Source organism: Apolloniradiicaulis salifontis (assembly GCF_053756655.1).
Map to the genome: position 1 here is coordinate 1,476,409 of NZ_CM132387.1, position 15,734 is coordinate 1,492,142.

Consider the following 15,734-nt stretch of genomic DNA (forward strand, 5'->3'; position numbering starts at 1 on the left):
GTGCCTATTTGGCCTTCTTGCGTCCGCCACGGCCAAGGCCGATTTCCTTGGCGAATTCCGAGCGACGCCGGGAATAATTCGGGGCGACCATGGGGTAGTCGGCCGGAAGGCCCCATTTGCGGCGATAGTCTTCCGGGCTCATGTCATATTGCGAGCGCAGATAGCGCTTGAGCATTTTCAGCTTCTTGCCGTCTTCCAGGCACACGATGTAATCATCGCTCACCGACTTGGAGATCGGGACCGCCGGCTTGGCTTTCGGCTCCGGCTTGGGCTCGTCGCCGGAAATTTCTTTCATAGTTGCGTGCACGGACTTGATCATTTCCGGCACGTTCTCGGCCGGGACCGAATTATGCGTAAGGAAAGACGCCACGATGTCCGTGGTCATGCGCAGCAGTTCTTCATTATCGATCTGGCGGATCGCGTCTTCGTTCATGGTGTGTCCTATCTGCGGCCAATGTCCGAGACGAATCGTCACGGCGTTACGGTCTCTATAAGTCAGGGCAAGCTTTCATTCAAGTAAACCTGTGAATTGCGCTGCAGGAACTATTTGAGCAACTGGAACGCCCACAGAGCTTCTCGAATTGATCGAATTGAGCACAACGCCGACCGCACGCCGGTTGTCGCGCCGCTGTGCGAGACGTATGTAGTCACCAACGCATCCATTCAATATTTGGAGGTCCGGCCATGGCCGACGCCCACGCCAATGACGCCGCCGAAGGCTTCTTCACCCAAACTCTAGGGTCCGCCGATCCACAGCTCGCCGACGCGATCTCCAAGGAGATCAAGCGTCAGCAGACCCAGATCGAACTGATCGCGTCTGAAAATATCGTCTCGCGGGCGGTGCTTGAAGCGCAGGGCTCGCCGCTGACTAACAAATACGCCGAGGGCTATCCGGGTAAGCGCTATTATGGCGGATGCGAGTTTGTCGATCTGGCGGAAAACCTGGCCATCGAGCGCGCCAAGCAGCTCTTCGGCGCGGCCTACGCCAATGTCCAGCCGAACTCTGGCAGCCAGGCGAACCAGGCCGTGTTTCTCGCGCTGCTGAAGCCGGGCGACAAGATCCTCGGCCTTGACCTTTCGGCAGGCGGGCATCTGACCCACGGTGCGCGCCCGAACATGTCTGGCAAATGGTTTGAAGCCCACCATTACGGCGTGCGCGAAGACAATGCGCTGATCGATTATGACAAGCTGCGCGAGCAGGCCCGCGAGGTTCAGCCGAAAATGCTGATCGCCGGCGGTTCGGCCTATCCGCGCACGATCGACTTCAAGGCGTTCCGCGAAATCGCCGACGAGGTCGGCGCGTATCTGCTGGTGGACATGGCCCATTTCGCCGGTCTTGTGGCCGGCGGCGCCTATCCCAATCCGGTGCCCTACGCCGATGTCTGCACGACGACGACACACAAGACGTTGCGCGGTCCGCGCGGCGGCATGATTTTGTCGCGTGACGCGGATCTCGGCAAAAAATTCAACTCCGCCGTCTTCCCCGGCATGCAGGGTGGTCCGCTCATGCATGTTATCGCCGCCAAGGCGGTGGCCTTCGGCGAGGCGCTGAAGCCGGAATTCAAGACCTACGCCCGCAATGTCATCGAGAACTGCAAGGCCATGGGCGCAGCACTGGACGAGGCCGGGTTCGATCTGGTGTCCGGCGGCACCGACAGCCATGTCGTGCTTGTGGATCTGCGCCCCAAATCGCTGACCGGCGACATTTCCGAGGCGGCCCTGGAGCGCGCGCACATCACCTGCAACAAGAACGGCGTGCCGTTTGATCCGGAGAAGCCCACCGTGACCTCCGGCCTGCGCGTCGGCGCGCCGGCCGGCACCACCCGCGGCTTCGGCGTGGCGGAATTCCGCCGGGTCGGTGAGTTGATGGCCGAGGTGCTCGATTCCCTAGCGGTCAATCGCGACGGCGACGCTGCGGTGGAGGCGCGTGTGCGCGAGGAGGTGATCGCACTTTGCGAGCGCTTCCCCATCTATCCCCAACTCAACTAAGAGACGACCCGCGTGCGCTGCCCCTTCTGCTCCAGTCCCGACACACAGGTGAAGGATTCACGTCCGGCTGAAGACAGCCAGGCGATCCGCCGCCGGCGGATGTGCCCGTCCTGCGGGGCGCGTTTTACAACGTTCGAGCGGGTGCAGCTTCGCGATCTGTTCGTGGTGAAATCCGACGGCAAGCGTCAGCCGTTTGATCGTGACAAGCTGGCCAAGTCCATTGATCTGGCGACCCAGAAACGTCTGATCGACAGGGATCGGCTTGACCAGATGATCTCCGGCATCGTCCGCCGCCTCGAAAGCGGCGGCGATCCGGACGTTCCCTCCAAGAGCATCGGCGAGCTGGTCATGGATGGCTTGCGCCATCTCGATACCGTCGCCTATGTGCGCTACGCCTCGGTGTATCGCGACTTCAAGGAGGTGGACGACTTCTCCAACTTCATCCGCCAGCATCATCTCAACGCGGATGAGGAAGAAGACCCTGCGTGAGCGTCTCCGGCGTCACGCTCACCCTGAAGCTCGCCACCAGTCTTGACGGGCGCATCGCGCTGGCTGACGGGCGGTCCAGATGGATCACAGGTCCTGATGCCCGCGAGGCGGTTCATGAGATGCGCGCGCGGCACGACGTGGTGCTCACCGGCGTTGGAACTGTTCTGGCCGACGATCCGCAGATGACGGCTCGCCCTGGCGGCGTTCCCGCCGGCGTACAGCCGATCCGTGCGGTCATGGACACTCATCTGCGCACGCCCGCCAGCGCCGCGATGTTCAGCGCCGGCCCGGTTACAATCTACCATTCAGACGATGACGGCGCGGCGGCGTTGGCGCTTCGCGGCGCGGGCGCGAAGCTCGAACGGGTTGCGGCCGGACCGGACGGTCGCGTGAGCTTCGCCGCCGTGCTTCAGCATCTGGCGGGTGAGGGTGTGCGCACCGTGATGATCGAGGCGGGCGGCGCGCTTGCGGGCGCGGCGCTGCGGTCTGGACTGGTGGATCGCATTGAATGGTTTCGTGCGCCGAAGCTGATCGGAGGCGAGGGGCGTCCTTGTATCGCAGAGCTTGGCCTTGAGAGCCTGGATGCGGCCCCCATCTTCACCCGGACTAAGGCGCGCCCCATCGGCGCGGATCTCTGGGAAACCTACGAGCGGGGCTGACATGTTCACTGGTATCGTCACGGCGGTCGGGGAGATCGCGTCCATTGAAGACGCCCCGGTGCGCCGTGTTCGCATGAAAAGCCCGTACCCAGCCGACAGCTTCGAGCTGGGGTGCTCGGTGGCCCATGACGGCGTGTGCCTCACCGTCGTCGCGGTGGAGCCCGCAGGCGAAGGCGCAGTTTATGATCTGGATGTTTCGCCGGAGACGCTGGCGCGCACCACGCTGGGCGACTGGCGCACCGGCGGCCGGGTTAATCTGGAGCGCGCCCTGAAAGTCGGCGACGAACTGGGCGGGCACATCGTGCAGGGCCATGTGGATGGTGTCGGCGAGGTGGTCGCGCGCAGTGACGAGGATGGCTGGATCCGCTTTGACATCCGCGCTTCGCGCGCCCTGTCCGCGTTCATCGCCGAAAAGGGCTCCATCGCTGTGAACGGCGTCTCGCTCACGGTGAACGCGGTCGAGGCGGAGGTGTTCTCGCTGATGATCATTCCACACACCGCTGACGCCACGACTCTCGGCGCATTGCAGGCCGGGGCGCGCGTGAACCTTGAGATCGACGTCATGGCGCGCTACGCCGCACGTTTGATGGAGGTGCGCGGGTCCGGCGCGCCCGGCGAGGCCTGATCAATGAGCCAGATACACAGCGACACCGAGAGCCCGCTCTCCCCGATCGAGGACATCATCGAGGATGCCCGAAACGGGCGCATGTTCATCCTGGTGGACGCGGAGGATCGCGAGAATGAGGGCGATCTGGTCATGCCGGCGCAGTTCGCCACCCCGGAGGCCGTGAACTTCATGGCCCTGCACGGGCGCGGCCTGATCTGCCTGTCCATGACCCGCGAGCGCGCCGAAACCTTGAAGCTGCCCCTGATGAGCCAGCGCAATGAAAGCCGGCACACCACCAATTTCACCGTCTCGATCGAGGCGCGCGAGGGCGTCACCACCGGCATTTCCGCTCACGACCGGGCGCGCACGATTTCAGCCGCCATTGATCCCACGAAGGGCGCGGACGACATCGTCTCGCCGGGCCATGTCTTCCCGCTGGTCGCGCGCGATGGCGGCGTGCTGGTGCGCGCCGGGCATACCGAGGCGGCGGTGGACGTGGCGCGCATGGCCGGCTGCAACCCGTCCGGCGTGATCTGCGAGATCATGAATGAAGACGGCACGATGGCGCGTCTGCCCGAGCTTGTGGCTTTCGCTCAGCGCCATGGCCTGAAGATCGGTACGATCGCCGACCTGATCGCATACCGCCGCCAGAACGACCGCTTCGTGGAGCGCCGCCTGGACACCGAGGTCGAGACCCGGTGGGGCGGGGCGTTCAAGCTCACAGTGTTTCGCTCTCTCGTGGACAATGTCGAGCATGTGGCTCTCACCAAGGGCGATCCGCGCCAGGACGGCCCTGCACTGGTGCGCATGCACAAGGTGAGCTTCGCCGACGACGTTCTCAGCGTCCTTGGCGGCCGGTCCGGCCTCGTGGATGAAGGGGTCCAGACTCTGGCTGAACATGACGGGCCGGGCGTCATGGTGTTTATCCGAGAGACCAACCCGGCGGCCATCACGGAGCGCTTCGGCGCTGCACCCGCCGATCCGCCCGACGCCCGCGAAGAGCGGCTCCTGCGCGAATACGGCGTCGGAGCCCAGATCCTGCTGGATCTCGGGGTTCGGAAAATGATTTTGTTGTCCACCGCGCCGCAAACCATCGTCGGCCTCGACGGCTACGGCCTGGAAGTCATCGAGCAGCGCGAAATCGAAGGGGGCCGTCATGGCCGATAATCCGCGCGTTCTGATCATCGCCGCGCCGTTCTATGAAGACATCGCCGAGCAGTTGGTGCAGGGCGCCAGCGATCACCTCAAAGAACAGGGCGCAAGTTTCAACGTGCATGAGGTGCCCGGCGCGTTTGAAATCCCTGGCGTGATCGCCATGGCGGAAGCCGGCGGCGCGGGCTATGACGCCTATGTGGCGCTTGGATGCGTGATCCGCGGCGAGACGAGCCACTACGATTATGTGTGCGGTGAAAGCGCGCGGGGCCTGATGGACCTGTCCCTCAGGGGCGTTCCTCTCGGCTACGGAATTCTCACCGTCGAGAATATCAAGCAGGCTCGCGCAAGGGCGCATGTGGACCAGAAGAACAAGGGCAAGGACGCCGCTGAAGCTGCGCTCGCCATGCTCGCCGTCAAACGCCAGTTTAAGGCAGACTGAATGTCCGACGCCGAAAAGCCTGAAGTCGAGACTGTGAAAGAAAGCGTCAGCGAACGCCGGGCGCGTCTGCGTCGGTCAGCGCGCCTGTCGGCCGTTCAGGCCATGTACCAGATGGAGCTGTCCGGCCAGGGCGCGAAAAGCGTCGTCATGCAGTTTCGAGATCACCGCTTTGGCCATGAGGACGAACCGGGCGACTATATCGAGGCCGACGAAGACTTCTTCGAGGACCTGCTGAAGGGCATCGTCGAGCGCCAGGACGAGGTGGACGGCCTGATCAAGGGCGCGCTGCGCGAGGGCTGGCGGCTGTCGCGGCTCGACGCCACGGTGCGCGCCATCCTGCGCTCCGGCGGCTATGAGCTACTGGCGCGCCAGGACGTGCCCACCAAGACGGTGATCAACGAGTATATCGACATCGCCCACGCTTTTTTTGAAGGCCCGGAGCCCGGCTTTGTGAACGGCACTCTGGATACGCTGGCCAGGCAGGTGCGCCAGGGCGCGGCCTGAGCCATGGCGGGCGAGGGCGAGTTTGATTTCATCGCCCGGCGCCTGGCGCCGCTGACGCTTGGTCACCCGGGGGCCTACGGCCTTAAGGATGACGGGGCGCTTCTGACCCCGCCCTCGGGCTGTTCCTTCGCCGTGACTTCCGACACGCTCGTTGAGGGGGTCCATTTCCCTGACGGCGAGGACCCCTTCCAGGCCGGCTGGAAGGCGCTCGCCGCGAATGTCTCCGACCTTGTCGCCATGGGGGCCGAGCCGAAAGTCTATTTACTTAACATCGTCTGGCCTCAGGGTGGCTTCGAGCCGCGCGTCGAGCGCTTCGTGAAGGGGCTCGCCGAGGCCCAGGACGCGTTTGGCATGGCGCTCGTTGGAGGGGACACCACGAGCGCAGAGGGGCCATGGACGATCTCCATCACGGCTTTCGGCGCGGTCCGCGGCACGCGCACGCCGCGGCGGGGCGGTGCAAAGCCCGGTGACGTGCTGCTGGTGTCGAACTTTATCGGCGACGCCTATCTCGGGCTCCAGCAGCGCCTCGGCCATGCGGCCTTCAGCGTTCCGGCCCATTCCAGCTTCGTCGAGAAGCGTTTCGCCACCCCGTCGCCGCCTGTTGAGCTTTTCAGCAAGCTGCATCATTACGCCAGCGCGGCGATTGATGTCAGCGACGGTCTGCTGGCTGATATTGGTCATATCCTGGCCGCGTCAGGCCTTGGCGCGGAGATCGATCTGGCTGACCTGCCTCTGTCAGCGGGCGCGCTGAACTGGGTCTCGCTACAGGACGACGAGACGGCGGCCCGCCTCAAGCTGGCCACCGGCGGAGACGACTACGAGATCGTCGCCTGCGTCCCCGAAGACTCCGTTCGGCGCTTCAGCTCGGAGTGCGCACAGATTGGGGTTCGCATCACCCGGTTGGGGCGTCTCGAGCCGGGTTCCGGCCTTCGCGTCTCGTTCAACAAGGCGGCCGTTCAAACCGGCGCACTTGGCTTTACGCATTTTTGACTCCGGCCTTGTTAAAGTGCCGGTATGATAACGCGTATCCTGCTCATCACGGCGGTCTTCGTCTTCAGCTCACTGGCACAGGCCTTGGGAGGGCCTCATGGTGACGCGCCCGCGGCGTCGGGCGGCTCGCAGCCCAGGCAGCCCATAGAGCTTTATAACGCGCTTGATGAAGCCGCCGCCCAGATGGTTGATCTTTTCGGGGAGGATGAGACCTGTCCGCGCGCGCTTGATCTGCCCAAGGTCGCCGTTCCTGTCACCGACAATGATCGGCTGGCCGGTTACGCCTACATCACGCCGCGCATCTGCCTTAAGCGCAGCAGTCGGTCTGATCATTTCTCAAACATTCATTTCCTCAGCGACCGTTTGCTGCGGGCCGCCCACCGCACACCGTTCCAGATGCAGCCCGGCGGCGCGCTTAGTCACGGGGCCACCCAGGCCTCGATGCTGGAGGCGGTCGCAGAATTCATACGGCCCGAGGATATCGATCGCCTCGATCTGCTCGGTGACGACATCCAGGTTATTCACTAATCCCTTTTGCGAACGGGGCTTTCGAAATTCTTGCGTGACTTCCCGGTGTTCGGCATAGTTCGTCTCCTTGGGCGAGGGACTTTACCGCGCTGACACCAGATCCCTTAAAATAAAAAGCGCGGCGGGCCCCTCTAAATTTAACAGAGCCTGCACGGGACACTTTTCGGTCATGGGAATGGAATCACTCTGGCTCTGGCTTGCAATAGCGGCCGGGCTTCTCTCAATCGTTTACGGCGCGGTTCAGATCCGTTCGATTCTTGCGGCGAGCCCCGGAACCGAGCGCATGCAGGAGATCGCCCGGGCGATTCAGGAAGGCGCTAACGCCTATCTGAAGCGCCAGTACACCACGATCGCGATTGTCGGGGTCGTGATCTTGATCATCGTCGGCCTTTTGCTGGGCTGGATCGTCGCCATGGGCTTCCTGATCGGCGCGCTCCTGTCTGGCGCAGCCGGGTTCATCGGCATGCTGGTCTCGGTGCGCGCCAATGTGCGAACCACCGAGGCGTCGAAAACCTCGCTGCAGGCGGGTCTCTCCATGGCGTTCAAGGCGGGCGCCGTGACCGGCATGCTCGTGGCCGGGCTCGCGCTTCTCTCAGTGTCGATCTACTACGCGCTGCTCACCGGCGGGACCGGTTTTGAAAACGCGCAAGAACAACGCACCATCATTGACGGCCTTGTGGCGCTCGGCTTCGGCGCGTCGCTGATCTCCATCTTCGCGCGCCTTGGCGGCGGCATCTTCACCAAGGGCGCCGATGTGGGCGGCGACATGGTGGGCAAGGTCGAGGCCGGCATCCCAGAAGACGATCCGCGCAATCCGGCCACCATCGCCGACAATGTCGGGGATAATGTGGGCGATTGCGCCGGCATGGCCGCCGATCTGTTTGAGACCTACGCGGTGACGGTTGTCGCCACCATGGTCCTCGCTTCGATCTATTTTCGCGGCGCGGCGGGTGATTTCGGCCTCGATGCGATGATGGTCTATCCGCTGGCCATCGGCGCCACCTGCATCCTCGCCTCCATTATCGGCGCGTATTTCGTGCGCCTTGGAAAGGGCTCCACCAACGTGATGGGCGCGCTCTATAAAGGCTTCATCGCCACGGCGGTGCTTGCGGTTGGCGGGGTGGCGATCGCGACGCATTTCCTTATCGGGTTCGGCGCTGAGTCCACCACCAGCACGGGCGTTTCAATCACCGGGATGGATCTGTTCCTGTGCGGTGTCGTCGGCCTTGTCGTGACGGGGCTGATCGTATGGATCACCGAATATTATACCGGGGTGCAGTACGGCCCGGTGAAGTCCATCGCCAAGGCGTCTGAATCCGGCCATGGCACGAATGTCATCCAGGGCCTGGCGGTGTCCATGGAGGCCACGGCGCTGCCCGCCCTTGTGATCGTGGTGGCCATCGTGACCACGTTCAACCTGGCCGGCCTGTTCGGAATCGCGATCGCGGTGACCACGATGCTGGCGATCGCGGGCATGGTCGTGGCGCTCGATGCGTTCGGCCCTGTCACCGACAACGCCGGCGGCATCGCTGAAATGGCGGAGCTGGAAGGCTCGGTGCGTGAAACCACCGACATGCTCGACGCGGTTGGCAACACCACCAAGGCGGTCACCAAAGGCTACGCCATCGGCTCCGCCGGGCTGGGCGCGCTTGTTTTGTTCGCGGCCTATACTGAGGATCTGGCCTACTTCTCCAGCAATCCGGAGACTTATCCCTTCTTCGCCGGCATTGACGTGAACTTCTCGCTCCAGAACCCGTATGTGGTTGTCGGCCTCTTGTTCGGCGGTCTGCTCCCCTTCCTGTTCGCGGGCATGTCCATGACCGCAGTGGGCCGCGCAGCCCAGGCTGTGGTGGAGGAGGTTCGCCGGCAATTCAAGGAAAAGCCGGGAATCATGACCTATGAGGAGAGGCCCGATTACGGCCGCGCGGTTGATATTCTGACCACAGCCGCAATCCGGGAGATGATCATCCCGTCTTTGCTGCCTGTGCTGGCGCCGGTTGTCCTGTTCACCGTGCTCTACTTCATCGCGGGCTTGAATGAAGCGCTTGCGGCGGTGGGCGCCATGCTGCTGGGCGTCATTGTCACCGGCCTCTTCGTGGCGATCTCCATGACCGCCGGCGGCGGAGCCTGGGACAACGCCAAGAAGTACATCGAGGACGGTCACCATGGCGGCAAGGGCTCTGAAGCCCACAAGGCGGCTGTAACCGGCGATACGGTTGGTGACCCCTACAAGGACACCGCCGGGCCGGCCGTGAACCCGATGATCAAGATCACCAATATCGTGGCGCTCTTGATGCTGGCGGTGATGGCGGGGTTCTAAGTCGCAATCCGACGCGTGGATGTAAAAAGCCCCGACCAAGAGTTCGGGGCTTTTTATCTTGCGTGAGCGCCGGGCTGACGCAGGCTCTGGCCGGTAAACCTCTGGCGCGTCTAGCGGCCGTCCGGACGAGGTCCCCCCGCGCCGCCGGGCAGGTTCTGCTCGCCGCCGAATTGTTCGCCGGGCAGACGGCCCACGTTACCGAGCAGTTGCTCAAGCAGGGTGAGCTCGCGGCCCCGCGTCGGGGTTTCGCGATCCACAAAGGCCACCACACGACCGTCATCCAGCCCGTACTCCACCACCTCGCTCAGCACGCCCTGATCGTCGAAGCTCAGGGCGATGACCCGGCGCTCTCGCGTGTCGGGACGCAGATAGGCGAGGTATTCTCGGGTGGCGGAGATGTAATACCAGGTGTCGTCCTCGAACATTCCGCGCGTGGACGGATTGCCCAGCGTGGCCAGGATGCTGGCCTGCGTATCCTCGCCGGGCGTCAGCTCGGGCACCTCCCCGTCGGGATAGCGAAAACCGTGGCTGCGCAGGGTCGGGTTGCAGGCGGAGACCAGAGCAGCGCTGGCGATGACTGCGGCGGCGATGGCGGCGCGGCGAAGACGCATGACAGCCCTCCTTAAGGGCGCGGATGGTGTGCAGGCGCGGCTTTGCGCCGCGCGCCGATTGACGTAGCTGTTTGCGATCTTAGCTTCAAGCGCGCGTTAAAGGGAGCCCGCGTGACATGTTCACCCGTCTGTTCAAGAAAGACCCCATGAAGGCTCGGGCCAGCGAAGTGTATGACACGCTCGTGCGGGCTGCGCGCAAGCCGGGACTTTACGGTCAAGCGGGCGCGCCGGACACGGTGGACGGGCGGTTCGACATGATCACCGCCCATGCAATTCTCTTGTTTCGGCGCCTGCGCGGGCAGGGCGATGCGGCCACCGATTTGAGCCAGCTCGTGTTCGATAGAATGTTTGATGACTTTGATGCGGCGCTGCGCGAAATGGGCACGGGCGATTTGTCGGTGGGCAAGAAGATCCGCGAGATGGGTGAGGCGTTCTATGGACGCGCCAAGGCGTATGAGGACGCGCTGAACGCCGGTGACGAGGAAAAGCTCGCCGCGATTCTAGAGCGCAATCTGTTCGCCGTGGACGCCGAGGCGGAGGGCGTCCATGAGGACGTTGAGACAATTGAGATGACGGTTTCACCGGCGTCGAGGAAGCTCGCCTCCTATCTTTACGCGTCGGCGCGCGCCCTTGATCATCAAGGGGTGGACGCCATCCTGGCCGGGCAAGCGCCCCGCTTCGCAGCCTCTGTTTAGGCGCCGGCCCGTGACTGGCCCGCCACGGCGGCGCCGCTGGGCCTCCGTCCGGCCCGCCTTGCATCTTCAAAGCCTATGGGTAACAAGGTAGCCGCCCACAACAGGGCGCGAGTTTATCCATTGACGGATTTTGAATGACGTCTTCCCTGGTTCTTTCCGTAGACGCCATGGGCGGCGACCACGCCCCCGAGAGCGTGATTGACGGCGCGGCGCAGTTTTTGAAGGGTCGCCGCCGTCCGGTGGGGTTCCTGCTGCACGGCGACGAAGCCCGCCTTGCACCGCTGCTGGATCGCCATCCTGCGCTCAAGGACGTGAGCGAGATTCGCCACAGCGCCACCGAAGTGAACATGTCCGCCAAGCCCTCCGAGGCTGTGCGCCGCTCCCGTGGCTCGTCCATGTGGAACGCGGTGCACGCGGTGAAGGACGGCGAGGCCGCAGTGGCGGTGTCGGCGGGAAACACCGGGGCGCTGATGGCGATTTCGAAGGTGATTCTGCGCATGAAACCGGGTGTCCACCGGCCCGCGATCGCCGCTAGCTGGCCGGCGCCGACAGGTTTCTCCACGGTGCTGGATGTCGGTGCGAATGTAGAGATCACCCCGTCCCAGCTTCTTGAATTCGCCGTTCTGGGCGAAGCCTTTCACCGCGCCGTGCACAATGTGGAACGGCCCACTGTGGGCATCCTCAATGTCGGCCAGGAAGAGTTGAAGGGGAGCCAGGTCATCCGCGAGGCCGACGCGCTGATGCGCAAGGCCGGGCTCGACATGGATTATCAGGGCTTTGTGGAGGGCGACGACATCTCGGCCGGGACCACCAATGTGGTGGTGACCGACGGCTTCACCGGGAATGTGGCTCTGAAGACCGCCGAAGGCACGGCGCGCCTGGTGGGCGGCTGGCTACGCGAAGCGCTCACCAGCTCGATCACCGCAAAGCTCGCAGCAGCGCTTCTGCAGCTTGGCGCCCTGGACGGTCTGCGCGCCAAGATGGATCCGCGAAACGTCAATGGCGGCGTGTTCCTTGGCCTCAACGGAGTGGTTGTGAAAAGCCATGGCGGCACCGACGCGGCGGGCTTCGCCACTGCGCTGCGTATCGCTCTGGAGCTCGCAGACAGCCGCTTCCTCACCGAAATTGAAAAGAATCTGGCTACTCTGGCGGAGCTTGAGACGCAGACCGCCGCAATCGCGGCTGAAGGATAGATCGTGATTTACTCGCGCATCGCCGGGATCGGGGCGTTTTTGCCTGAAAAGGTGATGACCAATCAGGCCATGGAAGCGATCGTGGAAACCAGCGATTCCTGGATCCGCGAGCGCACCGGCATCGAAAAGCGCCATATCGCCGGCGACGGCGAGTTCACCAGTGATCTCGCCACCGCCGCCGCACGCCGGGCGCTGGCCGCAGCCGGGCTTGAAGCGGGCGATGTGGACCTGATCGTGCTGGCCACAGCCACGCCCGACCTGACCTTTCCCGCCACAGCCACCATCGTTCAACAAAAGCTGGGCATCGAGCAAGGCGCGGCCTTTGACGTGCACGCGGTGTGTTCGGGTTTTCTCTACGCCCTCGCCACGGCGGACAATTTCATTCGCTGCGGCCAGGCCAAATGCGCCCTTGTGATCGGCGCCGAGACCTTCTCGCGGATCCTGGACTGGACCGATCGTGCCACCTGCGTCCTGTTCGGCGACGGTGCGGGGGCGGCTGTGCTCAAGGCCGAGGAGGGCGATCCGGCCAACGGGATCATCAAGACTCATCTGCGCTCGGACGGACGGTTCAAGGATCTGCTTTATGTGGACGGCGGGCCTTCGACGACCAAGACCGTCGGCCACCTGCGCATGCAGGGCAATCAGGTGTTCCGCCACGCGGTATCCAAGATCGCAGGCTCCATGAGTGAGCTGGCCGACATGGCCGGCGTGGACATCGCCGACATTGACTGGTTTGTGCCCCACCAGGCTAACCAGCGGATTTTGCTCGGGGTTTCAAAGAAGCTAGGCATTCCCGAAGAGAAGGTGATCTCAACTGTCGCCCAACATGGCAACACGTCGGCGGCCTCGATTCCCCTCGCGTTCGATCAGGCGATCAGCGACGGACGCATCAAGCGCGGCGACCTTGTGCTCATGGAGGCGCTCGGCGGCGGGTTCACCTGGGGGGCGGCGTTAGCGCGTTATTAAGCCTTTCCCTATGGTTAACGTTGACCAGCGGGCGGCGTGCACCGTAACGTGTCATCTTTATAGGCTTATCAGGGGGAAGCGATGCCCAATACGATTACGCGGGCTGATCTCGCCGATGCAGTGAACCGGGATGTGGGTCTGCCCCGTCAGGAGAGCGCGCAGCTGGTGGAACAGGTGCTCGATATGATCTCCGAGACGTTGGTGGACGGCCACTCGGTGAAGCTGTCTTCGTTCGGCTCGTTCGTGCTGCGCGACAAGAACGGCCGGGTCGGGCGCAATCCGAAGACCGGCGAAGAAGTCCCAATTGAGCCGCGCCGCGTGCTTGTGTTCAAGCCCAGCCAGGTGCTCAAGGACCGTGTGGACAATGCCCTGTCCAAAGACCCGGCCTAAATGACCGAGAAGTCTGCAGACGCCTACCGCACGATCTCGGAAGCCGGTGAGGAAGCCGGCCTGCCCGCCCATGTGCTGAGATTCTGGGAGAGCAAGTTCACCCAGCTCAAACCGGTCAAGCGCGCTGGCGGGCGACGCCTGTACCGGCCGCAGGACGTGCAGCTTCTCAAGGGCTTGCGCCGCCTTCTTTATGAGGAAGGCTATACGATCAAGGGCGCACAGAAATATCTCAAGGATCATGGCGTCGCCCATGTGAGCGGGCTCGGGGAGGGCGGGACGCCGTCAGACGTGCCCGGCGCGCGGGTGAGTAACGCGCAAGCCAATGCCGAGCATGAGGCCGATGCTCGGCACACGCGCAGGGGCGAGATCGAGGCCGGCGAGCCTCACGGCCCTGAACGCCGCAATGCTGTCGCTGCGTCCGCGCATGATCCTGGCCTTGAGGCTGGCGCGCATGCAGGCCTCGACGATGATGACAGGGCGCGCCTGCGTTCAGCCCTGGACCGTCTGCGCGGGGCCCGGCATGTGCTCGGAGCCGCGCTGCAGACCCACGGGTGAAGAAGCGCACGCCGCCGCATTTGCCCGGTTGCCCGAAACCGCAGCCCCGCCTATAACCCCGCTCCCGGCCTTGCGCCGGGCCCCCGGGTCACCCCGCCGGGGTGCTGATATGGCGGAGCGTGGCGCAGCCCGGTTAGCGCACCGGTCTGGGGGACCGGGGGTCGCAGGTTCAAATCCTGCCGCTCCGACCATTCAACCTATTCACAAGACGATGCCGAACGAACGGATGATACACCTCTCGCATCACACCATGATGCGCGAGGACGTGTCGAACTCACGCAGATTGGGCAGCGCCGCATCCAGGTCCGGGCCCGACAGTCCAAACCAGCGGCCGAGCTCCGCGGCGTATTGACCGACGCTGATCTGCGGGATCAGGCGGCCGCGGCCGGCGTCATAGGCGTGATCAAAGCCTGGCGGCGGGGGATCGCCGATAATCCGACCGCCATCGACCGCGCCGCCCACCACGAAATGGTGCCCGCCCCAGCCATGGTCGGTGCCGTCGCCGTTGATAGCGAAGGTCCGCCCGAAATCGGATCCGGTGAACAAAGTCACCTCCTGGTCCGCGCCGATTGACACCATGGCCGCGTTAAAGGCGCTGATGGCGGCGTCGAGCCCGCCCAGCAGGGCCGGCATGGCGGCGGTTTGATTGGAGTGGGTGTCAAACCCGCCTGTGGCGGCGAAGAACACCTGGCGCCCGGCCCCAAGCCGCGATCTTACGGCGATCGTTTCGGCGATCACCCGAAGCTGGTCGCCCAGGCGGCTGTCGGGAAACGTTGCGCCGAGCGCCGGCGGCTCCTGAAGCGCAGCCTCGTAGGCCTCGTTGCTGCTCAGGCCCTGACGCATGATCGCAGCCACATCACGCGCAATGAGATTATCGCCGGAATAGTCTTGCGCCGAAAAATGCCGGCGCAGACGCTGATATGCCGCTTCGGCCTCTGCATTTCGCCCCCGACTGCGCTCGGCGGACGACAGAACGTTGATCTGCGTCGGGCCGCCTCTGCCCACACTGAACGGCGTGGTGTCCTCACCGGTCAGAAACAGATTATCGCCGGTGGTGCTGATGGTTGAGAACGCCTCGGCGTTGCGGTTGGCGCCGGAGCGTACGGCGGCGTCGGCGAAAAGACCGCCCCAGCCCATCCGCGCGCCTTCAGGCGCATTGGCTTGCCAGATGGATTGCTGATCATTGTGCGAGAACAGGCGCGGCGGCAATTGCACAGCATCATTTCGGTACTGGGTCCGGGTCACCGGCCGCACCAGAGGCCCGACATTGGCGACGATAGACGCCTTGCCCGCGTCGAACAGGCGCTTGAGCCCTGTCGCTTCAGGAGGGAGCGCGAAGCGCCGCGCTCCAAACCGCTCGCCATTGCGCGGCGAGAGGGGCTGCAGCACGGCGCGCCCCCGTGTGGCCTCGGGCGCCAGTGCGCGGCGCAGATCGCTGAACTCTGCATGGGAGGGCGCATCATACGGAATCAGAACATCGTGCCCGTCCATGCCTCCCAGCAGAAACACGCAAACAAGCGCCTTGTATCCGCCCACGGAGGCGGCTTCAGCCCGCACGCCCGCGAAGCTGGGCAAGATCGCCGCTCCGGCGCCAAGGCCGGCCAGGAGGGTGCGGCGAGAGGGTCGAAGTTCACTCATGGCCAT

At 64.0% G+C, this 15,734-nt stretch carries 18 protein-coding genes and 1 tRNA gene; 16 read left to right on the forward strand and 3 right to left on the reverse strand.

The window, feature by feature from the left end; all coding sequences use genetic code 11:
- Positions 1-4 precede the first annotated feature (4 nt).
- Entirely contained in the window at positions 5-433 is a 429-nt protein-coding gene (locus ACWCOP_RS07185; protein WP_478250544.1) for a Ros/MucR family transcriptional regulator, read from the reverse strand.
- A gap of 251 nt (positions 434-684) precedes the next feature.
- On the opposite strand from ACWCOP_RS07185, the gene glyA reads away from it, so the two are divergent.
- The 10 genes from glyA to ACWCOP_RS07235 all read left to right on the forward strand — a co-directional run bounded on the left by glyA (position 685) and on the right by ACWCOP_RS07235 (position 9,680).
- Complete coding sequence (gene glyA / locus ACWCOP_RS07190) at positions 685-1,989, forward strand: serine hydroxymethyltransferase (RefSeq protein ID WP_478250545.1); 1,305 nt, start codon at positions 685-687, stop codon at positions 1,987-1,989.
- A 12-nt stretch (positions 1,990-2,001) separates the two neighbouring features.
- Positions 2,002-2,478 (forward strand): transcriptional regulator NrdR, encoded by a 477-nt coding sequence (nrdR, locus tag ACWCOP_RS07195; protein WP_478250546.1) that lies wholly within the window; start codon positions 2,002-2,004, stop codon positions 2,476-2,478.
- Complete coding sequence (locus ACWCOP_RS07200) at positions 2,475-3,137, forward strand: RibD family protein (protein WP_478250547.1); 663 nt, start codon at positions 2,475-2,477, stop codon at positions 3,135-3,137. The genes nrdR and ACWCOP_RS07200 overlap by 4 nt, the downstream gene beginning before the upstream one ends.
- 1 nt (position 3,138) lies before the next feature.
- A complete protein-coding gene (locus tag ACWCOP_RS07205) occupies positions 3,139-3,762 on the forward strand; it encodes a riboflavin synthase (protein ID WP_478250548.1) in 624 nt (207 codons plus the stop codon).
- Between the two features lie 3 nt (positions 3,763-3,765).
- Positions 3,766-4,911 carry a 3,4-dihydroxy-2-butanone-4-phosphate synthase gene (ribB, locus tag ACWCOP_RS07210; protein ID WP_478250549.1) on the forward strand — a complete coding sequence of 382 codons (1,146 nt, stop codon included), beginning with the start codon at positions 3,766-3,768 and terminating at the stop codon, positions 4,909-4,911.
- Positions 4,901-5,338, forward strand: coding sequence for a 6,7-dimethyl-8-ribityllumazine synthase (ribH, locus tag ACWCOP_RS07215; RefSeq protein WP_478250550.1), 438 nt, complete (start codon positions 4,901-4,903; stop codon positions 5,336-5,338). Before ribB ends, ribH begins: the two co-directional genes overlap by 11 nt.
- Positions 5,339-5,842, forward strand: coding sequence for a transcription antitermination factor NusB (gene nusB / locus ACWCOP_RS07220; RefSeq protein WP_478250551.1), 504 nt, complete (start codon positions 5,339-5,341; stop codon positions 5,840-5,842).
- Between the two features lie 3 nt (positions 5,843-5,845).
- Positions 5,846-6,832: a thiamine-phosphate kinase gene (thiL, locus tag ACWCOP_RS07225; protein WP_478250552.1), complete on the forward strand. Its 987-nt coding sequence runs from the start codon at positions 5,846-5,848 to the stop codon at positions 6,830-6,832.
- Between the two features lie 24 nt (positions 6,833-6,856).
- Complete coding sequence (locus ACWCOP_RS07230) at positions 6,857-7,360, forward strand: hypothetical protein (protein WP_478250553.1); 504 nt, start codon at positions 6,857-6,859, stop codon at positions 7,358-7,360.
- A 169-nt stretch (positions 7,361-7,529) separates the two neighbouring features.
- Positions 7,530-9,680 (forward strand): sodium-translocating pyrophosphatase, encoded by a 2,151-nt coding sequence (locus ACWCOP_RS07235; RefSeq protein WP_478250554.1) that lies wholly within the window; start codon positions 7,530-7,532, stop codon positions 9,678-9,680.
- Positions 9,681-9,790: 110 nt separating this feature from the next.
- On the opposite strand, the gene ACWCOP_RS07240 is transcribed toward ACWCOP_RS07235, so the two are convergent.
- Positions 9,791-10,291: an outer membrane protein assembly factor BamE gene (locus tag ACWCOP_RS07240; protein WP_478250555.1), complete on the reverse strand. Its 501-nt coding sequence runs from the start codon at positions 10,289-10,291 to the stop codon at positions 9,791-9,793.
- 116 nt (positions 10,292-10,407) lie between these two features.
- Here ACWCOP_RS07240 and ACWCOP_RS07245 point away from each other — a divergent pair, with 116 nt between their 5' ends.
- The 6 genes from ACWCOP_RS07245 to ACWCOP_RS07270 all read left to right on the forward strand — a co-directional run bounded on the left by ACWCOP_RS07245 (position 10,408) and on the right by ACWCOP_RS07270 (position 14,281).
- A complete protein-coding gene (locus tag ACWCOP_RS07245; protein ID WP_478250556.1) occupies positions 10,408-10,986 on the forward strand; it encodes a ubiquinol-cytochrome C chaperone family protein in 579 nt (192 codons plus the stop codon).
- Positions 10,987-11,120: 134 nt separating this feature from the next.
- Positions 11,121-12,179, forward strand: coding sequence for a phosphate acyltransferase PlsX (gene plsX, locus ACWCOP_RS07250; RefSeq protein WP_478250557.1), 1,059 nt, complete (start codon positions 11,121-11,123; stop codon positions 12,177-12,179).
- Positions 12,180-12,233: 54 nt separating this feature from the next.
- Positions 12,234-13,145 carry a beta-ketoacyl-ACP synthase III gene (locus tag ACWCOP_RS07255; RefSeq protein WP_478250665.1) on the forward strand — a complete coding sequence of 304 codons (912 nt, stop codon included), beginning with the start codon at positions 12,234-12,236 and terminating at the stop codon, positions 13,143-13,145.
- An 81-nt stretch (positions 13,146-13,226) separates the two neighbouring features.
- Positions 13,227-13,535, forward strand: coding sequence for an integration host factor subunit alpha (locus ACWCOP_RS07260; RefSeq protein ID WP_478250558.1), 309 nt, complete (start codon positions 13,227-13,229; stop codon positions 13,533-13,535).
- The gene (locus ACWCOP_RS07265) at positions 13,536-14,090 is read left to right on the forward strand and encodes a MerR family transcriptional regulator (protein ID WP_478250559.1); all 555 of its coding nucleotides are present in this window, start codon (positions 13,536-13,538) and stop codon (positions 14,088-14,090) included. It abuts the gene before it with no gap.
- A gap of 113 nt (positions 14,091-14,203) precedes the next feature.
- Positions 14,204-14,281, forward strand: a tRNA-Pro gene (locus tag ACWCOP_RS07270).
- A 52-nt stretch (positions 14,282-14,333) separates the two neighbouring features.
- On the opposite strand, the gene ACWCOP_RS07275 is transcribed toward ACWCOP_RS07270, so the two are convergent.
- Positions 14,334-15,728, reverse strand: a complete 1,395-nt coding sequence (locus ACWCOP_RS07275) for a DUF1501 domain-containing protein (protein WP_478250560.1) — start codon at positions 15,726-15,728, stop codon at positions 14,334-14,336.
- Positions 15,729-15,734: the final 6 nt, after the last annotated feature.